Genomic DNA, 21,883 nt, shown 5'->3' with positions numbered 1-21,883 from the left:
GCCTTTTTTCTCAATGAAAGAGGGCGGATCACTCACAACGACACCTGTCGGAAATGTGTCGGAGACTGCAAGCAGAGTTTCCGGACTGTGATTGTCTGTTGCCCCTGCTATGAATCCAAGCGAAGCCGTCGGCGGAAGATCAGACAGAAACAAAAGGATGGATGTGAAGAATAAAGATCAGATGGTATACATGACGGATCAGACCCAGATTCCGGTATATCTTCCTTACCCACGGTTTCTGCTGGGGATGGATCTGACTCAGACAGCCAAGGTCCTGTATGCTCTGTTGCTGGATCGGGCGAGTCTTTCTAGGAAGACAGGGTGGAAGGATGAGGAAGGCCACATTTTTGTGGTTTATCCCATTGCTTATCTGGCTGACGATCTTAGAAAGAGTCACATGACTGTAAAAAAGGCATTGAATGAACTGGAAGAAGCCGGACTTCTGGTGAGAAAAAAACAGGGATTTTCAAAACCGAATCTGCTGTATATCAAAATCCCGGCAGAGGGAAAGAAAAGTTTCCCTGTGAAGGATAGAAAAGTGTCCCTCAAAGGGAAAGAAAATGATACTTATGAGGGAAAGAAACCTGTCCCTGTGAGGGATAGAAAAGTATCCCCTAATTACTTAAATAATAGTTACTTGATATATAGTCAAACAAATAAAGAGAGAGAGGCGCGCTCTGCCTATGGCGAATATCACAATGTGTTTCTCTCCGAAACAGAATATGGAGAATTGAAACAGGAGATCCGGGAAATAGACAGGCTGATCGAGGAGCTGTCCAGCTATATGCGTTCCAGTGGAAAGCAATATGCTGATCATGCTGTTACCTTGAGAAGATGGGCAGAACGGTCAGGCCCGGTAAAAAACATTCCGGATTATACCTGCAGTGAGGAGGACAGTCTATGAACAAGATGGTAGAAGAAACAGTAAAGATCATGATGCAGCCTGGAGAAAGAACCAGGGAGGATTACATCGGAGAAGACGGGCTTCTGTATTGTGGACAATGCCATGAACCGAAGGAGGCTTATTTCGATCAGGAAAAAGTCGGAGTTTTGGGAATAAAAAAACATCCGCGTGAATGTGAGTGCCGGAGACAAAAGAGAAAAGAGGAGGAACAGTACCGGGAACAGCAGCGTCATGAAGCTGTAGTCAGAGAATTGAAGGAACATTGTTTCTCGGATAGATCCATGAAGGAATGGACATTTAAGAATGATAAGGGACTTTCCGAAAATACCGTGCTTGCAAAGCTTTATGTGAAAGACTGGGAAACAATGAAGGCGGAAAATACAGGCTACCTCTTCTGGGGAGCAGTGGGAACCGGGAAAAGTTTTCTGGCGGGTTGTATTGCCAATGCACTGTTGGAACAGGAGATAGAAGTACGTATGAACAATTTTGCGGAAGTGCTGAATGATCTGTTTGCTAATTTTTCAGAGAAGAATACATACATAAAAAATCTGTGCAGAGTTCCGTTGCTGATTCTGGATGATTTTGGAATGGAGCGGGGGACAGAGTACGGACTGGAACAGATCTATGCGGTGATCGATGGCAGATATCGGAGCGGGAAGCCCCTGATTGCGACGACCAATCTGACACTGCAGGAGTTAAAGAATCCGCAGGATATAGCACATGCCAGGATTTATGACCGGTTGCTGGAGATGTGCGTGCCGGTTCAGTTTAAAGGTGAGAGTTTTCGAAAACGTACGGCTCAGGAAAAGCTGGGGCGGATGCAGAAAAGAATAAAGGAGGAGATGAGGTAAATGAGACAGACAAAAGAAAGAGAGAGCAACTGCCGTCTGGCAGTGGATATTGAAGGTCTGGCCGCTATGCTTTCCTGCGGACAGATGACTGCAAGGAAGATTGCGGAAGATGCGGGAGCCCGGATCACCATCGGCCGCCGAGTATTGTATTCCGTACAGAAAGTGGAAAAATACCTGGAAGCAATAGCGGAATAGAGGAACACGGATGTGAGTGGGGGTGGTTTTGTGCTATACTTTTCATAGACAGGACAAGACCATTCCCTACAACAGGGAGGTGTGGAAATAGAGAAAGGAATGGTTTTGTGGCAAGAAAAGACAATAGAGGAAGAAATCTGAGGACAGGGGAATCCCAGCGCAAGGATGGACTCTATATGTACCGGTATAAAGATGAACGGACCGGCAGACGCCTGGCCGTTTATTCTCCGGATCTGGCTGAACTCAGGAAAAAAGAAAAAGAGATTGAGAAAGACCAGAGCGAAGGAATTCTGACCGATACCCAATGCAAGAACATGACTCTTAATGACCTGTTTGAGATCCACATGGATACCAGAAAGCTGGCGGAGAGTACACAGGCCAATTACAGAAGGATGTGGAACAGTCTTGTGAGGAATGAACTCGGACAGATGAAAGTGGTACAGGTAAGACCATCTCATGTACGCCTGTTTTATTCCCAGCTGAGTAAACAGAAATATTCCCACAGTACCATCAAGTTTCTCCATAATATGATCTTACCGAGCTTTGAGGTGGCTGTAGATGATGATATCATCCGGAAGAATCCGGCCAAGAGAACGCTGGGAGATTATGGAGAACCGGAAAAGAAACGCACCGCCCTGTCCTTTGATCAGCAGAAAAATCTGTTGAACTATGTTAAGAACAGCGAGGTATTCCATATCTATCTGCCGCTTTTGCAGGTGATGATCGGAACCGGACTCCGCTGTGGAGAACTGATCGGTCTTACCTGGAAGGACGTAGATCTGAAGACCCGGACCGTATACGTGAATCATCAGCTGATCTACAAGAACTATGGAGACGGGTGTGATTTTCATGTGACCATGCCGAAGACAGAAGCCGGGATCCGGGAGATTCCCATGAGCAAAATGGTGGCAAAAGCCTTTGAGACTCAGAGACGGCTGAATTTTCAGATGGGGATTCCCAGGGATGTGAAGATTGAAGGGCTTTCGAATTTCGTATTTATGAGCAGGAGCGGACGTCCGATGATGCCCACTACCGTGAACTTTATTCTTCGGGATATTGTGAAGGCTTATAACGAGGAAGAAAATGAGCGGGCAAAGCGGGAGAGGAGAAAGCCAGAAGAGCTACCGCACATCTCCGCCCACATTCTCAGACATACAGCCTGTACCAGAATGGCAGAGACGGATCTGGATATGAAGGTCGTTCAGTATGTGATGGGACACGCGAATATCAGTGTCACGATGGAAGTATATAACCATATTACAGACCGGTCCAGGATCGAAAGAGAGATTGCAAAGATGGATTTGGTGCAGATTATGTGATGGCTCAGATTTCTTTAAGAATGATTGCAGAACTACTCGCCATGCACTTCGCGAACAAGTTCGCTCAGTCGCGGCTGTCGCCTTATAGGTCCAAAACCGGAGCTGCCTTTATGTGAGCAAGCTCCCAAAAGGCACCCCGATTTCGTCCCTGCATGGCTCGTAGTTTTCGCGCAAATTGGTGTAGAAATGGTGTAAAAATGGTGTAGTAAGTCATTTTTCGGAAGAACTGAAAATTTGAAAACCCCAAGAAAGCCCGTAAAATCAAGGAACTGCTTCCACCATGCACCTCGCGAACAGGTTCGCTCGGTCACGGCTGGCGCCGTATAGGTCTAATTCCGAAAATGCCCTTCTGTGAGCAAGCTCCCAACGGGCATTTCGGTCTTATCCCTGCATGGCTTGTAGTTTGCGTGAAAAATCTTAAAAAAATTAGCACTCACCTCTTGTATGTATCTGAATCCGGAGGGATGCGTCCGCTCTGCTGATAGAGGAGGCGATTAATACTGACTGTTCGTATATCATTCGGTTTTAAAAGCGAGTCGTGGGAGATAAAGGAAAATTCGCTGCTTTTTAAAAGAAACAGATCGCTATGAGATTCTGGATAGTCTACAGGGTGATAGACATCGAGGTGCTTGAGAGGATCATAAGAAAATATTGGAAGCACATAGAGCAGTTTCTGTTTGACGCCAATTACGAGTCCCCGGTGTTCATATGACATTTCAGGGATATAATTTTTCCTGAATTCAAATTGGTATATTTCCCTTTTTTGACAGGTTTTTGACGCAATTTTTTCTTTCTGTTTTCGGTCCAGCGGGAATCGGATATAGAAAAGCGGTGAAGTTCATCTGAACTGAACATATTTTCAATGACGGACTCATTTATTTTGTTCTGTGCTTTAAGATATTCTTTCAATAAGATTTTCTCCTTGGGAATTTGGAAATAAAAAGAGTACGGCGCTAACCGTACCCTGCTCTGGCTGACCAGAGTGACCTCGTCGGTCAAATTATTCTTTCTTAGACGGCCTCGTCGGCCAGGAAACACCTTTGCAGGTGTGAAAGACGGTTGAACTTGGGTGGATGTTATTATAACGCAGGTAATACTAAGAGTCAAGATAATAGAGTGTTATTGTTGGATTTATGCTGCGAAAAAGATACGATGGAGCATCTGGGCTTTTAAAAGATATTTTGGTATATTTTGACCCAAATATCTTCCAGGAGGGACAATTGTAAAGGGGAACTGTTATGAATAACTGGAGAGATTTATTTCAGGATCATATCCTCGCCCGCGGGGAAATGTATTATTATGACGGCGCAGTTCTGGAACTTCATAAAACAGAACATGGATATCGGGCTGTTGTAGAAGGGACAGAGGATTATGAAGTAGAGATTGAAATTGAAGAGGGAGAAGTCCATGAAATGTACTGTTCCTGTCCCTATGCGGAAGACGGCAGTCACTGTAAGCATATGGCGGCTGTCCTGTATGAGATTGAGGAACAGGATGAGTCAGGGCTCCTGTCAGAGGATGCCTGTCTGGAGCAGCAGGAAAAGGAACTGGAGGAGCTGATCGAAAAGCTCCCGGAGAGGGAACTGCGTGCCTTTGTAAAGAAGCTTGCCAGGCAGGATGGCGGGATCCGGAGTATGCTTCTGACCAGATATGTGGTGGAAATCGATGAAAAGCAGATGAACCGGTTAAAGCAGGGAGTGGACCGGCTTGTGCGGGAATACAGCGACGGGAATGGATTTATAGATTACCGGAACGCCTGGGATTTCACTTATGCGATGGAATGTTATCTGGGAGACAAGGTGGATGTTCTGATCGAACGAGGCTGCTGGCGTCAGGCATTTGAACTGACCAATTATGTGTTCCAGATAATCGGGAATATAGACATGGATGATTCTGACGGCGGCATTTGTCAGGTTGCGAATGCATGTTATGAGAGGTGGGAAGAGATACTGAACAATTGCCCCGAAGATGTCAGAAGCGAAATGTTTGCCTGGTTTACCAGTCATTTGTCCTGCGATTATGTCGCGGATTATCTGGAGGAATACATAGTAGATTTTTTGATGCGCGAGTTCCGGGACCGTGAAATGCTGGAGAAGAAACTGAAATATTTGGATGAAATAATTGAAAAACAGGGTTCCTCCACGGATGGAGGAAGGACCTGGAGCGAGCATTACGGCTATGAGGATAATCTCATACGACGGCTGGATGTTATGGAGCAACTGGGTTGTTCAGAGGAAGAAATACACGAATACTGCAGGAAGCACTGGCGATTTTCAGCAATAAGAAAACTGGAGATCCAGGAGAATCTTGACCGTGGAAATCTGGATGAGGCGATCCGGATCCTGCGGGAAAGCAAGGAACTGGACAGCGATTATCCGGGCTTGGCTGCCAGCTATAGCGAGCAATTGGTCTCCATTTATGAAAAGCAGGCAGATACGAAAGCTTACAAAGAGGAACTCTTGTACTATGTTCTAAAGTGTCCACAGCGTGAGTTGACGTATATTCGGAAATTGAAAAAGGTCTGTACAGATAAAGAGTGGGAGCAGTACAGGGAGCAGATCCTGCGGGAGCCAGGGAACTTTGCAATCCGCTATCCGCTTATGGAGGCGGAAGGAATGTATGAACGCATGCTGGAGTGCCTGAGAAAAGAGGACTTTGTCCTTAATCTGGACAGATATGAAAAGGTGTTGAAAGAGAGATTCCCGGAGCAGGTGCGGGATCTTTACATTTCTTATCTGTATAGAGAAGCAGAAAGGGTCAGTGACAGAAACCGATACAGGGAACTGATGAAATATCTTAAGAAGATCAGCGGGTATCCCGGCGGGAAAGAAAAGGCGGCCGGGATCGCGGAGAACTGGCGGGCGAAGTATTATCGCAGGAGAGCCATGATGGATGAAATGAAGAAGGCGGGATTTTAGGGAATAATATACCAAAATATCTTTTGGGAGTACGCTGGTATGGATATAGAGATCAAGCGGGACTATTTTTACGGTGAAATCCGTCGTTTCCCAGTTGATTTTGTCCCCCTCCCGGCGTTATAATTCAACTGCCAATATGCCGATACCGGCGGCGGAATTTTTGTCAATTGCGGAGGTAGCAATCGTGAAACAAAAGATACTTTTCCCGGGCATTCTTCTTAGCCTGATCCTGCTCTGCCCGCTGTGCGCGCAGGCGGCGGGAGCGGGCGGGGAGGCGGCCGTCCCCATCTGGCTCTGTATTCCGTTTGCAGGGCTTCTTTTGTGCATTGCTGTCATGCCCCTGATCAGGGGGGAATGGTGGGAGACGCATCAGCCCCATGCGGTGATCTTCTGGATCCTGGCTATGGTCATCCCCTTTGCCGTCTTCTACGGGGCGGGACAGGCGGCGGAAACGGTGCTGGAGTGTGCGGTCAACGACTATCTGACCTTTATCATCCTGCTGTTCGGCCTGTTCTGCGTGTCCGGCAATATCACCATGGAGGGGGATTTCGCGGGATCCCCGCGGATCAATGTGGGGCTCCTCGTCCTGGGCACGCTCCTGGCGAGCTGCATCGGCACGACCGGCGCCAGTATGCTCATGGTGCGCCCTGTGCTGAAGATGAATTCCTGGAGAAGGCGGAAGGCGCACATCATGGTGTTCTTCATCTTCCTTGTCTCCAATATGGGAGGGGTTCTGACGCCCATTGGCGATCCGCCGCTGCTCATGGGATTCATGCGGGGCGTTCCGTTTTTCTGGAGCCTGCGCCTGTTCCCTGTCCTTATTTTTAACATGGTCCTTCTCTTGTTCGTTTTCTACCATGTGGACAAAAGAATGTACCGCAGGGATATTTCTGAAGGCCGCAAACCGGACATCAGCAGGCCGGGAACCCAGTTCCGCATCGACGGTCTTCACAATCTGCTCTTCCTTGTGATGATCGTGGGCGCCGTTATCTTAAGCGGCGTGCTGCCGGGCATGCCCGCCTTCCAGGACAGCGCCGGCAACGTGCTGGGGATTCCCATTTTCGGGGAAGTCGCGCTGGGGATCCCGTCCCTGATCGAGATCGTGATCATTCTGGCGGCGGCGTTTCTCTCCTTTAAGACGACGCCCGGGGATGTCCGGACGAGGAACCATTTTACCTGGGGCGCCATCCGGGAGGTGGCGGTGCTGTTTATCGGCATTTTCATTACCATGCAGCCGGCCCTGATGCTCCTGCAGCAGGTGGGCCCGGATCTCGGCCTCAACCAGCCATGGCAGCTCTTCTGGGCGACCGGCGCGCTCTCCAGTTTCCTGGATAATACGCCCACCTACCTTGTGTTCCTCACCACGGCTGGCACGCTTGGATTCACGAGCGGGATCGCCACCAGCCTGGGGACGGTTCCGGAGGCATTCCTGTCGGCGATCTCCTGCGGCGCCGTGTTCATGGGCGCCAACACCTACATCGGAAATGCGCCGAACTTTATGGTGAAATCCATCTCGGATGAAAACGGCGTCAACATGCCTTCGTTCTTCGGATATATGCTGTGGTCCGTGGGCATTTTGATCCCGGTATTTCTGATCGACACATTGATCTTCTTTTTGTAAGGGGGGGACAGATATGCAGGAAAACAGAGAAAAATGTATGGAACTTGCCAACCGCATCTACGATCTGGATGCGGAGGTCTATAGCTGCGTCGGGTCCGCCCTCGGAAGGACGTTTACGGGAAACAGGGAGAGCACGGTGCAGAACCTGTGCAGCCTCATGCTTGCCAGGCCGGGCGGACATCTGCTGCGGAGCGAGCTGGCGCTGATCAGCAATATGGCAAGGACGATCCGGGATAAGGGAAAAAGGGCGCAGATGATGGCAGAATACGATGCGATCCTCAAGGAGATCGAGACGCTCCCGGACAGTTTCGGGAAGGTGGACATCATGGATCTCTCCCGCGCGGAGTTAAATCCCACCGCCCGCAAGAAGCTGTCGGAGAAGGACCCGCTTGTGATCTGCATCAGCCGCACCCAGGGGAGCGCCGGCAATGATATCGGATTTGAGCTGGCGGACGATCTGCACATCAACTACTATGATGTAGAGATCTTTAACCAGGTCTTAAACCGCCTGGAAGTGGAAAAAGGGTCGGTCGGCGATGCGGAGGCGGACCACTTTGAGAATTTTGACAAGTACCGCAAGACCAGCTTCAGCCTGAAGAAATGGATGAGGGAGTTTAACCGCTATCACGGGCTTCCCAGGCAGGACGCTGTTTTCTTCAATATGAGCGATCTGATCTGCAGCCTGGCCAGGACGGAGGACTGTGTGATCATGGGACGCTGCGCGGACTCCATTCTCACCAACAACCACATCCCCCATCTGAGCATCTTTATCAGCGCGCCGTTTTCCCTGCGCGTCCGGCGGATCGTGGCGTCCAAAAATATGGATCTGCGCCATGCGAGCCGCTTCTTAAAGCAGATGGACCGGCAGCACCAGAAATATTATGATTTCTACACGTACGGCCGGTGGGGGCGACCGGAGAACTATGATCTGTGCATCAACAGCGCCAACTACGGGATCCGGGAAACCGTCGACCTGATCGAGCGGATGATCGGGCGGCAGAAGAAGGCGGAGAGCGGGGACGCGCAGAAGAAAAAGGAAGTATTGGATTAGGCATCGGATCTTCGAAAAATTTTCTCTCCCCTGCATAGATTGTAAAAACAAACTATGCGATTTATATTTTCCATAATCTAGATAGTGCAGACATATTGCCAAGAGCGTATGTCTGCCTTTTTTTAATAAAAGATAAATATTGAATAAAACTGGGAGAATTGCCAAAAATATTCAGTATAAAGTTGCAGAACAAGATTTGAACGCATATAATGATATTGAATAAAAAAGGTAAAAGCGTCAAAAATATTCAATTAAAGGAGAGGCAAGGATGGAAATCAAGCGGGATAAATATCTTCAGGATCTGATCAACCGGATGCATAACCGAATGATAAAAATAGTGACAGGTGTGAGAAGATCAGGAAAGTCCTATCTTATCTTTCACATATTTCAGAATTATCTGCTGGAACAGGGAGTGCCGGAGTCTCATATTATCCGGATTGAACTGGATCAGAGAAAGCACAGGAAGTACCGCGACCCAGACGTTATTCTGGAATATATTGAATCTTGTATTCGGGATCAGGAGATGTATTATATTCTGTTAGATGAGGTGCAGCTTTTAAGTGAATTTGAAGAAGTATTAAATTCACTGCAGCATATTGACAATGCAGATGTGTATGTGACAGGAAGCAATTCCAGATTCCTTTCCAAAGACATTATAACGGAATTTCGCGGCAGAGGAGATGAAATCCATATTTTTCCGCTTACATTCAAAGAATTTATGCAGGTGTACGAGGGAGATATCTATCACGGTTGGGCGGATTATATGCTGTATGGCGGACTTCCTCTTACCACAGCCATGAAGACAGAGGAACAGAAAGTTTCTTACCTGACAAGTCTGTTTGAAGAAACTTATCTGAAAGATATTATTGAGAGACATCATATTGAAAAGACGCAGGAACTGGAAGATCTGGTCAATATTCTTGCATCGGCGATCGGCTCTCTTACCAATGTCCCGAAAATAGAATCTACATTCAGAAGTGTACTGCGATCAAAGATCAGCGGAAATACCATACGACAGTATATCGAATACCTGGAAGATGCTTTTATTATCCACAAGGCTAACCGGTATAATGTAAAAGGAAGAAAATATATCGGGACTCCTGTAAAATATTATTTTGAGGATGTGGGGCTTAGAAATGCCAGGCTGGGGTTCCGGCAGGTGGAAGAGACACATCTTATGGAAAATATTATTTACAACGAACTCAGGAGCCGCGGGTACGCAGTGGATGTGGGGATTGTGGAAAAACGGAGAAAGGATGCATCGGGAAAAGCAGAACGGAAACAACTGGAAATTGATTTTGTCGCGAATAAAGGAAGTCAGAGATATTATATCCAGTCCGCTTTTGCCATGCCGGATGAACACAAGCAGAAGCAAGAAAAAATGTCGCTCCTCCAGGTCAAAGATTCTTTTAAAAAGATTATTGTGGTGAAAGATGTTGTGAATGTGACACGGGATGAAAATGGGATCACGACAATGAGTGTGTATGATTTCCTGCTAAAGGACAATAGTCTGGAATTGTAATATATAGTTGCCTATATCAGAGATATATCCCGACCCGCAAATCTATGTTACAATAAAATAAGGCGGTGATAAAATGTATCTTCAATGTACAAAAAAGATGCTCGATAAAATGAATATGGAAAGATTCAAAATGCTTCCGGCGGATGACTGTGATGACGGTGCAGACGGATTTTACTCATGGCATGTGAATCTGATTACTCTCAACCGTCGGAAGACGATCGTATGCATGAATAATCTGACAAGGTATCCGATCGTTCTGTACCGTCCAAAGACAAGGGATATAGCTCATTTGGAGGAACAGGTAAAAGATGGGATCCGGGCGGCATTTTCGGAAGAAGGAGTACCGACAGATATTGTGGAGGAATATCTGAAAAATTGTGGCGGTGTAGTATATTCAAAAACAGCGGGCAGAAGCCTGACCGCAAATTTGAACAAGACATGCGAGACAGTGGGGCATTATACAGAACTTCTGGATGAGGAATCTGTGATACAGAGGAGGATCAGCCTGGCTCTGGGACGCTATATCGTAAAATTTGGCGATGCGTATGATTATCCATCGGAGAGATTGTTCCGGGAGCTTTGTAAAATGAAAGGCATGCCGGAAGAAAACTGGGAGCAGATGCTGCAGATCGAGAACTATCAGATGAAAGTGAAGATTTTGCTCGACGGACATGATATCTGGCGTCGCATCCTGATCCCTTCCCGCTGCACATTCAGGCGATTGCACCGGGTTATACAGGAAACTTTCGGCTGGTTTGATTATCATCTCCATGAGTTTACCGTGCCGGATGAGTATGAAGTGAGACACGATAACCAGACAAACCTGAGAGAAATTTTCAGTGATACCGAACGATGTCTCTATACATATGATTTTGGAGATGACTGGGAGCATGAAATCCTGCTGGAAGAAGTGATCGCTAACAGTCATAACCGATTTCCGATTTTGCTGGAAAGCAATGGAGAAAGACCACCGGAAGACGTTGGAGGACCAGGTGGATACGAAGAGTATCTGCGCATTGTTTCTGACCCCGAATCCCCGGAATATGAGTCTGTGGTCGCATGGTCAAAAATGACAAGAGCAAAAAAGAGGACGATTGAAGAGATCAACCGCAGTCTGCTGTTTTACCACTGAAATTGGTTTTTCCGCAGAGCGCAGAAAAGCGGGCATGACTTATTGCTCCCCTGCATAGATTGTAAAAACAAACTATGCAGGGGTTTTTATGAAAGAGTATATTGAGGAGAGGGCAGTAGAGATCGCGGGGTATATCATTGAACATAAGGCCACGGTAAGGCAGACGGCGAAGAAGTTTGGGGTGAGTAAAAGCACGATACATATAGAAGTAATAATATAGAACGGTTTGTGTGGGTGATGAGATGATGAGAGGCGGAATATTCATATTACGAGATTAGATTGCATATATGATAAAATTAAGATAATAAGAATGTGAAGAAAGAAGAGATCACTATGATACAGATCAGACCATGAAGATGTGTTCCGGAATGTAAAGAGTGTGATCTATGACAAATAAAAATACAGATTTCAATATCTGCCGCTTTTTGAGCAGGATCTGGTACAGACAGTAAGTTACATTACGAATGTACAGAAAAATCCAAAATCCGGATGCTGCGGAAAAACTTGTGAACGATGCAGACTTTATGGAGCGCGGGATAAAGATAGATTTTTATAAAAATAAGGTTTTTAGAAGACAGGAGAGCAGTTTTAGAACTCCATAAAACGGAACAGGGATATCATGCTATTGTAGAGGGGACAGATGACTATGAAGTAGATCTTGAAATAGAAGAGGGAGAGGTTTGTGAAATGTATTGTTCCTGTCCCTATGCGGAAGATGGAAATAACTGCAAGCATATGGCGGCAGTTCTTTATGAGATTGAGGAACAAAGTGACGGAAGGATCTTGACAGAAGAAAAATTCCCGGGTTGTCAGAAAGAAGAGTTAGAAGAAATTATTGAAAATGTTCCGGAAAAGGAATTGCGTTCATTCATAAAGGGTATTGCCGCACATAACAATGAGATCCGGGATCTGCTCATGACCAGATATGCGTCGAAGATAGATGAGAAACAGACGAACCGTCTCAAACAGGGAGTAGATGATCTTGTATGGAAGTACGGAGACAGAAGCGGTTATATTGATTACCGGAACGCCCTGGATTTCATCTGGGCTCTGGAAAGGTATCTGGAAGAACTGACGGTTTTCGGTTGTGAGAGGATTGGAGATACAGGAGAATCTTGAGCGGGGGAATATGTCCGAAGCAATCCGGGTCCTGCAGGAAAGTAAAATCCTGGACAAAGAGTATCCGGGTCTGGCTGCCGGGTACAGCGAGCAATTGATCTCAATCTATGAAAAGCCGTAAAAATTATATGATTCTGTATCCATTTATGGAGGCGGAAGGAATGTATAAACGTATGCTTGAATGTCTGAAAAAAGACGGTTTTATCTATAATCTGGACAAATATGAAAAAGTACTCAATGACCGGTTATTTCCATCAGTGGGGAGGATGAGACAGCTTGTAAAAAGAGGGTAAACTGAATTCTAACCGGAGGAGGTTAATCATAGTCTGTAAAAAACGGACAAGGAGGTGGGACCGCCGTGAAATAGCAAAACCTGAAGTATCGTTTTCATGATCCGGCGGTTGCTGCTGAGTACATAATGAAGGTATTTGTTGAGGCAAATGAGAAGAAAGTAGAAGAGACAATCAGAGAAGCTGCCAGGGGAAGAAAGTTTGCCAGCGCCACATAGCAGCAAAATGTTTTAGCTGCTATGCAGGCGCGAGGGATTAAGAGTTAGCGACTATGATCTGTTATGATTCAACAATGGGAATACTCATGTTTTCAAAGGCATTCCGCATCTTTGGATGGCGGATAAGGAAATGGATAGAAGGCGTTTTATTTTTTGATACGGTGACACACTTCCCTTCGTGGATACAGATCTGTATGTTTCGGAAGGGGGATCCCGGATTTTCTGTCATACGATAATGAGGGTGCTGTTTCGGATAGTCCTGTATCAGGCGCAGATGTTTCTGATAGTCCTCCCAGGAGTACAGAATATCTTTTTCATAAAACATACCGGAAAGCGGCAGAACAATTGGATATTTCCCGAATTCTTCTCTGGTCAAAACGGGAATCTCCTCTGTTATAAAGCTGTGCCGCATAATCTTATCTGCCAGTCCGCGCTGTGATATCACGTGCTGTCGGATCTGCAGGGCGTCTGTTTCCGGAATATTATTACGGCTTAAAATCTGATGCAGCAGCTCGTCGGTTATGGTGTGCAGGGATAAAGAGGACAGGATATAATATCTGTTTCCCGCTGTTTCGGCGTTGTCCTGCAAAAATTTGTTATATGTCTGCGCCTGTTCTGAACGGAAGATTTCCATCAGGGGGTATGCCTTTGATAAAAGCTGTTTTGCACGTTTTTTATAATAGGCAACCTCCTCTTTGTTTTTTGTCAGATAATATTTCCCGTCGGTATGGTATCCGCTGATGGCTTCTCCTGTTAATGCTACGCTACCGGAGACTTTCAGAAAATGAGAAAATATATTTCCCTGTACGTTCTTCAGGTAATAAGGACAAACCTGACCTGTCATATACATGGGGATCCAGCTTTCAAGTCCCAGCATCATTTCTTCAAAAGAACGGTCTATGTTATGGATGTGATTCAGATGCAGTCCCTTTTTCAGCATCATTGCCATACCGAACATCCATTTTTTAGGGAAATCAGGATCTTTTGCCATTTCACCCATCGGCATGTCACTGTACATAATCACAGGCTCTTTCGATTTTGAAAGAACGGTTGCCTTTAAAAAGGCCAGTTCGCTGTCCATAAATTCCTTTAGTCCGAAGTAGGTTTTTGAAGTCGGAAGCTGGAACGGAACAGACGGTACTTTCCATTCATCGAAATGGATTGCTCGAATATATTCGTTCAGATCAAACTCATCCAGCTTTTCCAGAAAACCGGACATATAATCTCTGAATTTTCCGGTTCCGTTTAACAGCCATTCAGCAAGCATGGACTGAAAAGAAGAATAATCAGATAACTCTTCCGGTTTGCAGCAGATCAATTCTGAGACGATGTTCCGCTGTGTTTCATTTGTATAACGGCGGGCGATAAAACTGCTGACGCCTGCGGCAAATTCATGCGGATTGGCAGGCTGTCTCTGCCCGTTCCTGATACGGGAAATGTGGGAAGCGTCAAAATTTAAAAAGCGGGAAAGTTCAGAAATACTTACTGGCAAAACCGTAAGCAGAACATTAAAGTTTTCCTGCAGTTTAGCAACATCGATCGTATTGTTTCTGACATAGGGGGCAAAAGCATCCGATACGGACTGTACTGTCAGATCCGTTCTGTTTTTCCTTTCCGCGATATGGACGATACCTTCCACAAGATTTGCAAAGTTTTCTGTCTCTGTGTCGGGAACTCGCTCCCCGGAACGGTAACGGCTAATCGTAGCTGCTGAAATTCCCGAGGCTTCCGACAATTCTTTCCCTGTACACCCGAGCATTTCAATGTATTCAGAAAGTTTATCCTTAAAATCCAATTTTCATTCCTCCTGTAGTATGGCTGTATTTATTATACAGTACAAACCTTTCATTATGATGCTGAAATTTCCGAAAAGGCATTGCCTGTTTGGAAACAATAAGGAAATCTCCGGAAATACCGCTTATAATCAGGCTTATGTGAATGAATGAACTTACTATGTCCTGTATCAATCAGTACATACATAATATTCATTTCAGACAGGGGGTTATTTATGAAAAAAACAAATGGAAAGAAAAGATGGATGGCGGTTTTACTCATGTTATGTATGGTACTGTCCATGCTTCCGACGACTGCCTTTGCAGTCACAACGGACCGTACCATGTCCGCATCCATTTACACAGGTCAGGACAGCAGTACCGGCGGATTTACCGGACAGACCGACACATTTTCTGCAGACCAGGAGGGGCTGATCCTGCATCTGAGCGGTTTTAAGGACGCGCTTCCGGAGGGATCGGTGGTAGAGAGCCTTGCCTTCTACCCCGCAGACGGATCCGATGAGTGGGGAACCGTGTTCTGGTTCAACGGGACAGAGGACTATCCCTGCAACAATGGAACCGCTAATGACAAGATTTTTGTGGACGGGGTGTATAACGGCGTGTTCCAGCTTCTGAATTTCACGCCTGGCGGAAATATGTCTCTGACTCCGGGGACATACAAGGTGATGGCCTATGTGGGAAACGGGAAGACGGGGGACGCCTATGAGGAATTATACTATCTGTCCACCGACACCTTCACCATCACTGAAGGAGATGAAGGCCCTGCCGAAAGCAATCCCATCGTGGACAGCTACACCTTCCCGGATGGAACGGTAGACGCAGCCTATGAGGCAAATCTGCCCGCTGTGCCGGGAACCCAGGGGCATACCCTGACCTGGGAGGTGGCAAGCGGCAGACTGCCCGACGGGCTCAGCCTTACGACGGTAAGTAAGAGCGCCGTGGTTTCCGGGACGCCCACCACCGAAGGCACTTACAAGTTCACGTTAAAGGTTACCGAACGGGATGCCGAAAACAATATTACCGGCAGCACCAGCAGGAGCTACTCCATCACCATAAGGAAAGCGGCGAAAATCAGCAGCGGCTACGCCTACTTTACCACAGACAATAGCGGCAACCCCATTGCGGAAGGCTGGGGTACCTATACGATGACCCTTTCCAGCCAGGTGGATGCCGATACGGCTGCCGCTACGCTGTACTATAACGGCAGCAGTACACAGGAAATAGAATTATCCAGAAGAGGGGGCAGCAATACGTTTGACGGAAGTCTTAATATACCGGAAGACGCCACGGTGCTGAATAAGGTGGTTTTCACCGCGGACGATGTGGAGAAGCCCTGGGAATATGAAATAAAAAAGGGTGATGTCCAGCCCTGCGTGGAGGCAACGGTGAGCGGTGTCCCCGACGGCAGCACCCGCCGCCTTGTGCTGCAGAAGAAGGCCGGCGATACCTGGGAGACTGAAAAAACGGTGGATTCCTGGGCAGGAAACGGCGATGTAAATGTCGTCTCCGGGCTGGAGAGCGGTGAGACCTACCGCCTGGCGCTGGTCAGCAGTCAGTCCGGAAGAGAGGTTGAATACGGGACAAGTGAAGAGCTGACCGGTATTACCGGGAGAAAGCGTGTAGAGGTTGCCTATGCGGAAAGAACAGTGACCACGGTAAAGCCCCAGGTTTATGCCGGTGAAAATAAAGTATCCGGCAGCTATACGCTGAACTGGTATGACGCAGAAAGCGGCGGCAGTCTGGTGGCCACCGGCTCCAGCCATACCTTTGTGGACGGGGACGATCCCCTGTGGGTGGAGGCTGTGCCCACGCGCAGCTATGCCCTCCGCTACCTGCCTTCTGCGCGGGTACAGGCGGACGGCACGGACAGTGAGCCGGTGCTTACGATGTCCTCTGTGCCCACAAGCACGGTCAACGGTACGGTGACATTAGAGGGCGAGCCTGTCGGGTGGGCCAGGGTCACCGTGTCCGTGACTACGGGAGACGGCTACGCCGGTTCCTATAGCGCTTCTGCGGATAAAAACGGAGCATTTACGATCAAAGATGTGCCGTTGTCAGCGCCGGACAATGAGTTTTTGCTCACCGCCACCGATGCTTCCATCAATGACTGGACTTACGACGGACTCACGGCAGAAAACTGTGAGAATATGGAAATCAAAGCCAAGCGGCGGACCGGCATGATCCAGATGCCCGGACTTTACGGAACGGTAACGGTAACCGACGCAGAGGGGAAAGAAGTACCCATACGCAGCCGAAGCAGCAATGGTATATATCTGGAAGCGGACAAGGTGTCGGCAGATCAGACTGTTACTCTCCACTTGGATAAAACAGATCGTTATATTGAACTTCCTGTTACATTGGATAAGAACAAATGTGCAGTTGTGACAGATATCCCATGGATGTATAGGGATCGTGCATTATTCAAGGTAAATATCAGCAACCAGATGAAAGTAGTCGCCCTGTGTTATAATGCACGCGGGAAGCTGTGCTATGAATACGAAATGGAACGATATTACAACACAAGTTTTTTCAGCCCGTATCAGGAAGGCGGAACCTACACCTGGGTATTCGTGTCTGCTGCCGCTCTGGGTGCTGTGAGCTATACAGAAAAAAGCACCTTTGACGGCCTGAAAAAAGCGGTGGATGCTGACTACTATAAGATCGTTGATGTCACATTGGAGGAGCCCCAGGCCGGCAGCGCCCCGAAGACCAAAACCACGGATGTGGAGCTGACACTCCAGAATCTGCTCAACAACATGACGGATATAGATGCCAGCGGGCTGACCATGTCCGCAGACGTGGAGACCATCGACTTCCGTGTGACGGCCGCCGCAAAAGAAGAAGGGCTGAAGCAGAAGAAAGCCATCATCGGTGTGGACGTTAACAACGCAAGCCGCAGTATTTCCGATAGCGGTACTCCGGATGTGGTCAACGGCAGCGTGTATATCAACGGACACAAGGCAGGGACGGACGTGACCATTTATCCAAATAATACAAGTCATGCAGGTGACTTTAAAGGAAACTATTCCATCACCATCCCCGATGTGGACGTTTACGGCGGCTGGCCTCTGGTGGTGCAGTTCCAGGCAAAGAGAGTCAATATGGGCAACCTGACTGCCACCGCCACCTTACAAAATAATTATAAAGATAAGATCCTTTTGGGTGAGGCAGATCTGAGCAGCCCGGCTCTCAGTATCTACGCCCCCGCCGGGATCAATCAGGACCGCTTTTCGGTGTACGGGCTGGCGCCCGGCGGCAAAGAGGTTTCCCTCTATTTGGACGGGGAACTTGCAGCCACTGTGACAGCACAGGAGGACGGATACTACACGGCGAAACTGGATCTGGGCGAACCTTATATCTATGAGGAATACACCCTTTCCGCAACAACTGAAACAGAAGGCCAGACCATCTCCTCCCGCACGGTGGATTTCTGCTATAACTCCACCCTGCCCAGCCTGTATGAGATCCGGGCCACAGACTATAGAAAACAATGGTTCACTCTGTGGAAGGACGGTCAGGCAGAGACCGGTTACTATTTTTACATGCCGAATACCCCAATGCGTTTTTCCGCTTCCTTTACGGACAGCAACGGCAACCGGATCACCGACGCGAACGCCATGGAGGAGGTCTATGTCCATGTGCCGAGAACGGACGGCGTGATTACCCTGAAGGCGGAATATGACAGCAGCCTGAAAGCCTGGGTAACCGGGGAGTATAAGTGCGGCAACAACCCGCCGCAGAACACCTGGGTGAGCTACACCCCTGCCACCCCGGGCCTGGCGGCTACGGCGCAGGACCTGGAGCGGGCGGATGCCGCGCAGGCGAATGTGGATCCCGTTACAGAGAGCGATGTGGCGGACTACGCAGAGGATTTCAAAAATATGGGCGTGTCCGTTACCTGGGATGAGGACGGAACGCCGGAGTCCATGACCATCCCCGCAAACGGCAATACCTATACCATCACCAGCTCGACCACCCAGGGCGGGGCAGCCGCCGGGATCGCGGAACTGCCCAAGTGGGAGGAAGAGCCGGTGACGGCAGACCATGACAAAACCGGCGCCACCTACATCGTGCCCTCCGGCAATGTGGTCTATGCCCGTGTCAGCGGGCCGGATGAGGCCGAATTGAAATACGATTACATCGAAAGCTATGACCTGCCGGACGGGGACCAGTTCGTGGTGCGCACCACCGTGACCGCAGATCAATATACGCAGGTTTACTATGACACGGCTGCCGACGATATTACCAAAGTGACCTACACAGCCAAAAACAAAAATACCCTTCCTGAGGGAGATTATAAGCTGAACAGCGACCGGATTGTGGATCTTGCATACCACTGGGCTACGGTTGCCTATGATATGGACAACCTGCAGACTGCGCAGACCCGGACCCTCAGCAAGGCGGCACGCTCTGAATCTGCTTACCGGTACACCGGCAACCATGAGATCGACACCTATGCACAGCTGCTCCAGTTCTACCGCGACAACGGGGTCACCGTGGACGGCGAGGCGGGAAGCGGCGGCACCGACACCTGGTGGGAGTACGTGGTGGACGGAGGCGGGGACGGCACCCTGGGAAGCCTCCACAGCCGCGCAAACGGCGGCAAGGCCAACCAACGCCTCTCCAACGCCCTCTTCAAACAGCTGGGCAGTGACATCAAGAGCGCGGTATCGGGCGGCAAGGACATCTACCAAAAAGGTCCCCAGGTGGCGATCAAAAAGATTCGGGAAATGCTGACCAAGCAGACGAAGAACCAGCTCAAGCAGCGATACGGAAAGGTCAAGGATTCCGAGGAGATTCTGGAAGCGAAGCGGGAGGCGTACCAGTTCGCCGCAGACCTGAAGAAGAAGGGACGCGACGTGGACTTCACCAACCTGCCTCCCATCGAGGGGCTCATGGATCCCCGGGACTGGGGAAAAGATAAGGATTATCAGGACGCCTTTGATGATGACAGCGGCGGAGGCGGAGACGACAGCGGTGAAGGCGGAGACAGCAGCGGAAGCGGAGACAGCAGTGGCGGCGGAGGCGGAGGCTTCCTTGACGGTTCCGGCGACGACGGTTCCGGCGACGGCGGTTCCGGCGGCAGCAGCAGTTCCGGCAGTTACGGAAACTATACCGTAGAGGTTCCCAATACAAGGAAGGCGATTATTGACCCATCCGGATATGTGTACGCAGGTGTTGAGAGCAACCGGGTTGAGGGCGCTGACGCCACGGTATACGAGGTGGCCGAAAATACCGGTACCCGTACCCTTTGGAATGCAGAAGCCTTTGACCAGAGCAATCCTTATATCACCGGGGCAGACGGTTTCTATCAGTGGATGGTGCCATCAGGCCTGTGGTCGGTCAGCGTGGCGGCCAATGGCTATGACGCCTACACAACAGGGGAGAAGGACGGTACAGATGCGAAGGAAATCAACGGCACGTGGGCCATGCCTGTGGCGCCCGTACAGCTGGATGTGAATATTGACCTCCAGGCAAGTGCGGCCCCCACGGTAGAGAACGTCCAGGCGGCCGGAGAGGGTGTATACATTGTATTTGACCAGTATATGAATACGGACACCCTGACGGCGGAGCAGTTTGTGCTTCTGGTAAACGGGGAAAAGCAGGAATTCGAGGTTTCTTATCCGGACGCGGAGAAAAACGGCGGCAAAACCTATGCCCGCACTGTGATGCTGACAGGCGCGGCCTATACGGGTGAAGATTCCATCTACCTGCGCGTGGAACCGAATGTGGAAAGCTATACCGGCAAGGAGATGGATTTCAGTTATGAGGAGCGGGATATTCCGGTTGTGGCACTGCAGAAGGCAGAAGCGCCTGCGGCAGATCCCGGCAGCGGAAGCGTGGAAGTGAACACGGCAGTTACGTTAACAACGGCGACTGAGGGTGCAAAAATCTTCTACACCACGGACGGCAGTGAGCCGGATCTGACCAGTAAGCTCTACACAGGCCCCATCCTCATCACCGCTGAAACGGTCATCAAAGCTATTGCGGTGAAAGCAGGCATGACCAACAGTGACGTGGCTGCATTCACCTATACTGTGGAAGTCTCCGGCGATGACCAGCCGGGAACGGATCCGGGAGAGGATGGGCCAGGAAGTGACCCGGGAGAGGATGACCCGGGAACGGATCCGGGAGAAGACCAGCCGGGAACCGATCCCGGTGAGGAGCAGCCGGGAATTGATCCGGGCGGTGATCAGCCTGACGGTGACGTTACGGCGCAGGAGCCGGACAAGAATACCGGCGACGTAACCAGTCCACAAAGCGGTGACAGCAGCAACGTTCTGCCATGGATTATTTTGCTGATTCTGTCTGGCGGTGGAATTGGTATAGCATATAAAAAGAATAAACGAAATACACGTAACAGATAATAATTGAGGAGAGGAAAATATCTATCCTCAAACCAAACAGGGGGATTGTGGAAAAACCAGTCACAATCCCCCTGAAATTTTTTTATAAAAGAGAAAAGATAAGGCGGAGATTGTAGTGAGGGCTGTTGAATGGTCAGGAACGGTAGTTGAACCGGTGATGTTATCTGTATGGAAAACCAGTAAAAACTTAAAATCATATGATTGTGATGAATGAGCATGTCGCTCCCTGCATACATTGTAAAAACAATGTTTGCAGGGGGATTTTTTTGAAAGAATATATTGAGGAAAGAGCTGTGGAGATTGCTGATTATATAATAGAGAATAATTATAGAGGTAATAATATAGAACGGTTTGTGTGGGTGATGAGATAATAAGTGTAGAAATGGGATTATATGTAATCAATCCGAATAGTTAAAAAGTATTCTGGAGGTATTGTTGCGGGGCCTTTTTGGCGAGAAAAGCTTGGTTTAAACCCAATGTCATTAAGATAAGGATAATCATCTCAGAGTGAAAAGAGTGGAATATGTAGAAATGCATATTCTGCTTTTTTATATTAAAAATCAAAAAACACTTGACAAATAC

At 48.5% G+C, this 21,883-nt stretch carries 13 protein-coding genes and 1 pseudogene; 13 read left to right on the top strand and 1 reads right to left on the bottom strand.

Annotated elements, in window-relative coordinates; translation table 11 throughout:
* Window positions 1-157: 157 nt before the first annotated feature.
* From H6A20_RS08705 to H6A20_RS08655, 12 genes and pseudogenes are all read left to right on the top strand, one after another.
* A complete protein-coding gene (locus H6A20_RS08705) occupies window positions 158-904 on the top strand; it encodes a replication initiator protein A (protein ID WP_207750396.1) in 747 nt (248 codons plus the stop codon).
* Window positions 901-1,755 (top strand): ATP-binding protein, encoded by an 855-nt coding sequence (locus H6A20_RS08700; RefSeq protein ID WP_204906731.1) that lies wholly within the window; start codon window positions 901-903, stop codon window positions 1,753-1,755. The genes H6A20_RS08705 and H6A20_RS08700 overlap by 4 nt, the downstream gene beginning before the upstream one ends.
* Window positions 1,756-1,950, top strand: coding sequence for a DUF6462 family protein (locus H6A20_RS08695; RefSeq protein WP_004605493.1), 195 nt, complete (start codon window positions 1,756-1,758; stop codon window positions 1,948-1,950).
* 107 nt (window positions 1,951-2,057) lie between these two features.
* A complete protein-coding gene (locus H6A20_RS08690; RefSeq protein ID WP_204906730.1) occupies window positions 2,058-3,269 on the top strand; it encodes a tyrosine-type recombinase/integrase in 1,212 nt (403 codons plus the stop codon).
* Between the two features lie 586 nt (window positions 3,270-3,855).
* Entirely contained in the window at window positions 3,856-3,981 is a 126-nt protein-coding gene (locus H6A20_RS13750; RefSeq protein ID WP_275952125.1) for a hypothetical protein, read from the top strand.
* Window positions 3,982-4,507: 526 nt separating this feature from the next.
* The gene (locus H6A20_RS08685) at window positions 4,508-6,187 is read left to right on the top strand and encodes an SWIM zinc finger family protein (protein ID WP_204906729.1); all 1,680 of its coding nucleotides are present in this window, start codon (window positions 4,508-4,510) and stop codon (window positions 6,185-6,187) included.
* Between the two features lie 184 nt (window positions 6,188-6,371).
* Complete coding sequence (locus tag H6A20_RS08680; RefSeq protein ID WP_338106654.1) at window positions 6,372-7,808, top strand: sodium:proton antiporter; 1,437 nt, start codon at window positions 6,372-6,374, stop codon at window positions 7,806-7,808.
* Window positions 7,809-7,821: 13 nt separating this feature from the next.
* Entirely contained in the window at window positions 7,822-8,859 is a 1,038-nt protein-coding gene (locus H6A20_RS08675; RefSeq protein ID WP_204906727.1) for a cytidylate kinase-like family protein, read from the top strand.
* A gap of 268 nt (window positions 8,860-9,127) precedes the next feature.
* Window positions 9,128-10,381, top strand: coding sequence for an ATP-binding protein (locus H6A20_RS08670; protein WP_204906726.1), 1,254 nt, complete (start codon window positions 9,128-9,130; stop codon window positions 10,379-10,381).
* A 73-nt stretch (window positions 10,382-10,454) separates the two neighbouring features.
* Window positions 10,455-11,513, top strand: coding sequence for a plasmid pRiA4b ORF-3 family protein (locus H6A20_RS08665; RefSeq protein ID WP_204906725.1), 1,059 nt, complete (start codon window positions 10,455-10,457; stop codon window positions 11,511-11,513).
* Window positions 11,514-11,601: 88 nt separating this feature from the next.
* A pseudogene (locus H6A20_RS08660) lies at window positions 11,602-11,715 on the top strand (sporulation transcriptional regulator SpoIIID); the annotation flags it as partial.
* A gap of 344 nt (window positions 11,716-12,059) precedes the next feature.
* The gene (locus H6A20_RS08655; RefSeq protein ID WP_204906794.1) at window positions 12,060-12,632 is read left to right on the top strand and encodes an SWIM zinc finger family protein; all 573 of its coding nucleotides are present in this window, start codon (window positions 12,060-12,062) and stop codon (window positions 12,630-12,632) included.
* A 569-nt stretch (window positions 12,633-13,201) separates the two neighbouring features.
* On the opposite strand, the gene H6A20_RS08650 is transcribed toward H6A20_RS08655, so the two are convergent.
* Window positions 13,202-14,935: a helix-turn-helix domain-containing protein gene (locus H6A20_RS08650; RefSeq protein WP_204906724.1), complete on the bottom strand. Its 1,734-nt coding sequence runs from the start codon at window positions 14,933-14,935 to the stop codon at window positions 13,202-13,204.
* 267 nt (window positions 14,936-15,202) lie between these two features.
* On the opposite strand from H6A20_RS08650, the gene H6A20_RS08645 reads away from it, so the two are divergent.
* Window positions 15,203-21,301, top strand: a complete 6,099-nt coding sequence (locus tag H6A20_RS08645) for a chitobiase/beta-hexosaminidase C-terminal domain-containing protein (RefSeq protein WP_204906799.1) — start codon at window positions 15,203-15,205, stop codon at window positions 21,299-21,301.
* Window positions 21,302-21,883 lie beyond the last annotated feature (582 nt).

Source organism: Mordavella massiliensis (assembly GCF_016901695.1).
GTDB classification, from domain to species: Bacteria; Bacillota; Clostridia; order Lachnospirales; family Lachnospiraceae; genus Claveliimonas; species Claveliimonas massiliensis_A.
Note: the sequence above shows the minus strand (reverse complement) of the source record. Positions and strands in the feature narration are given on the sequence as shown.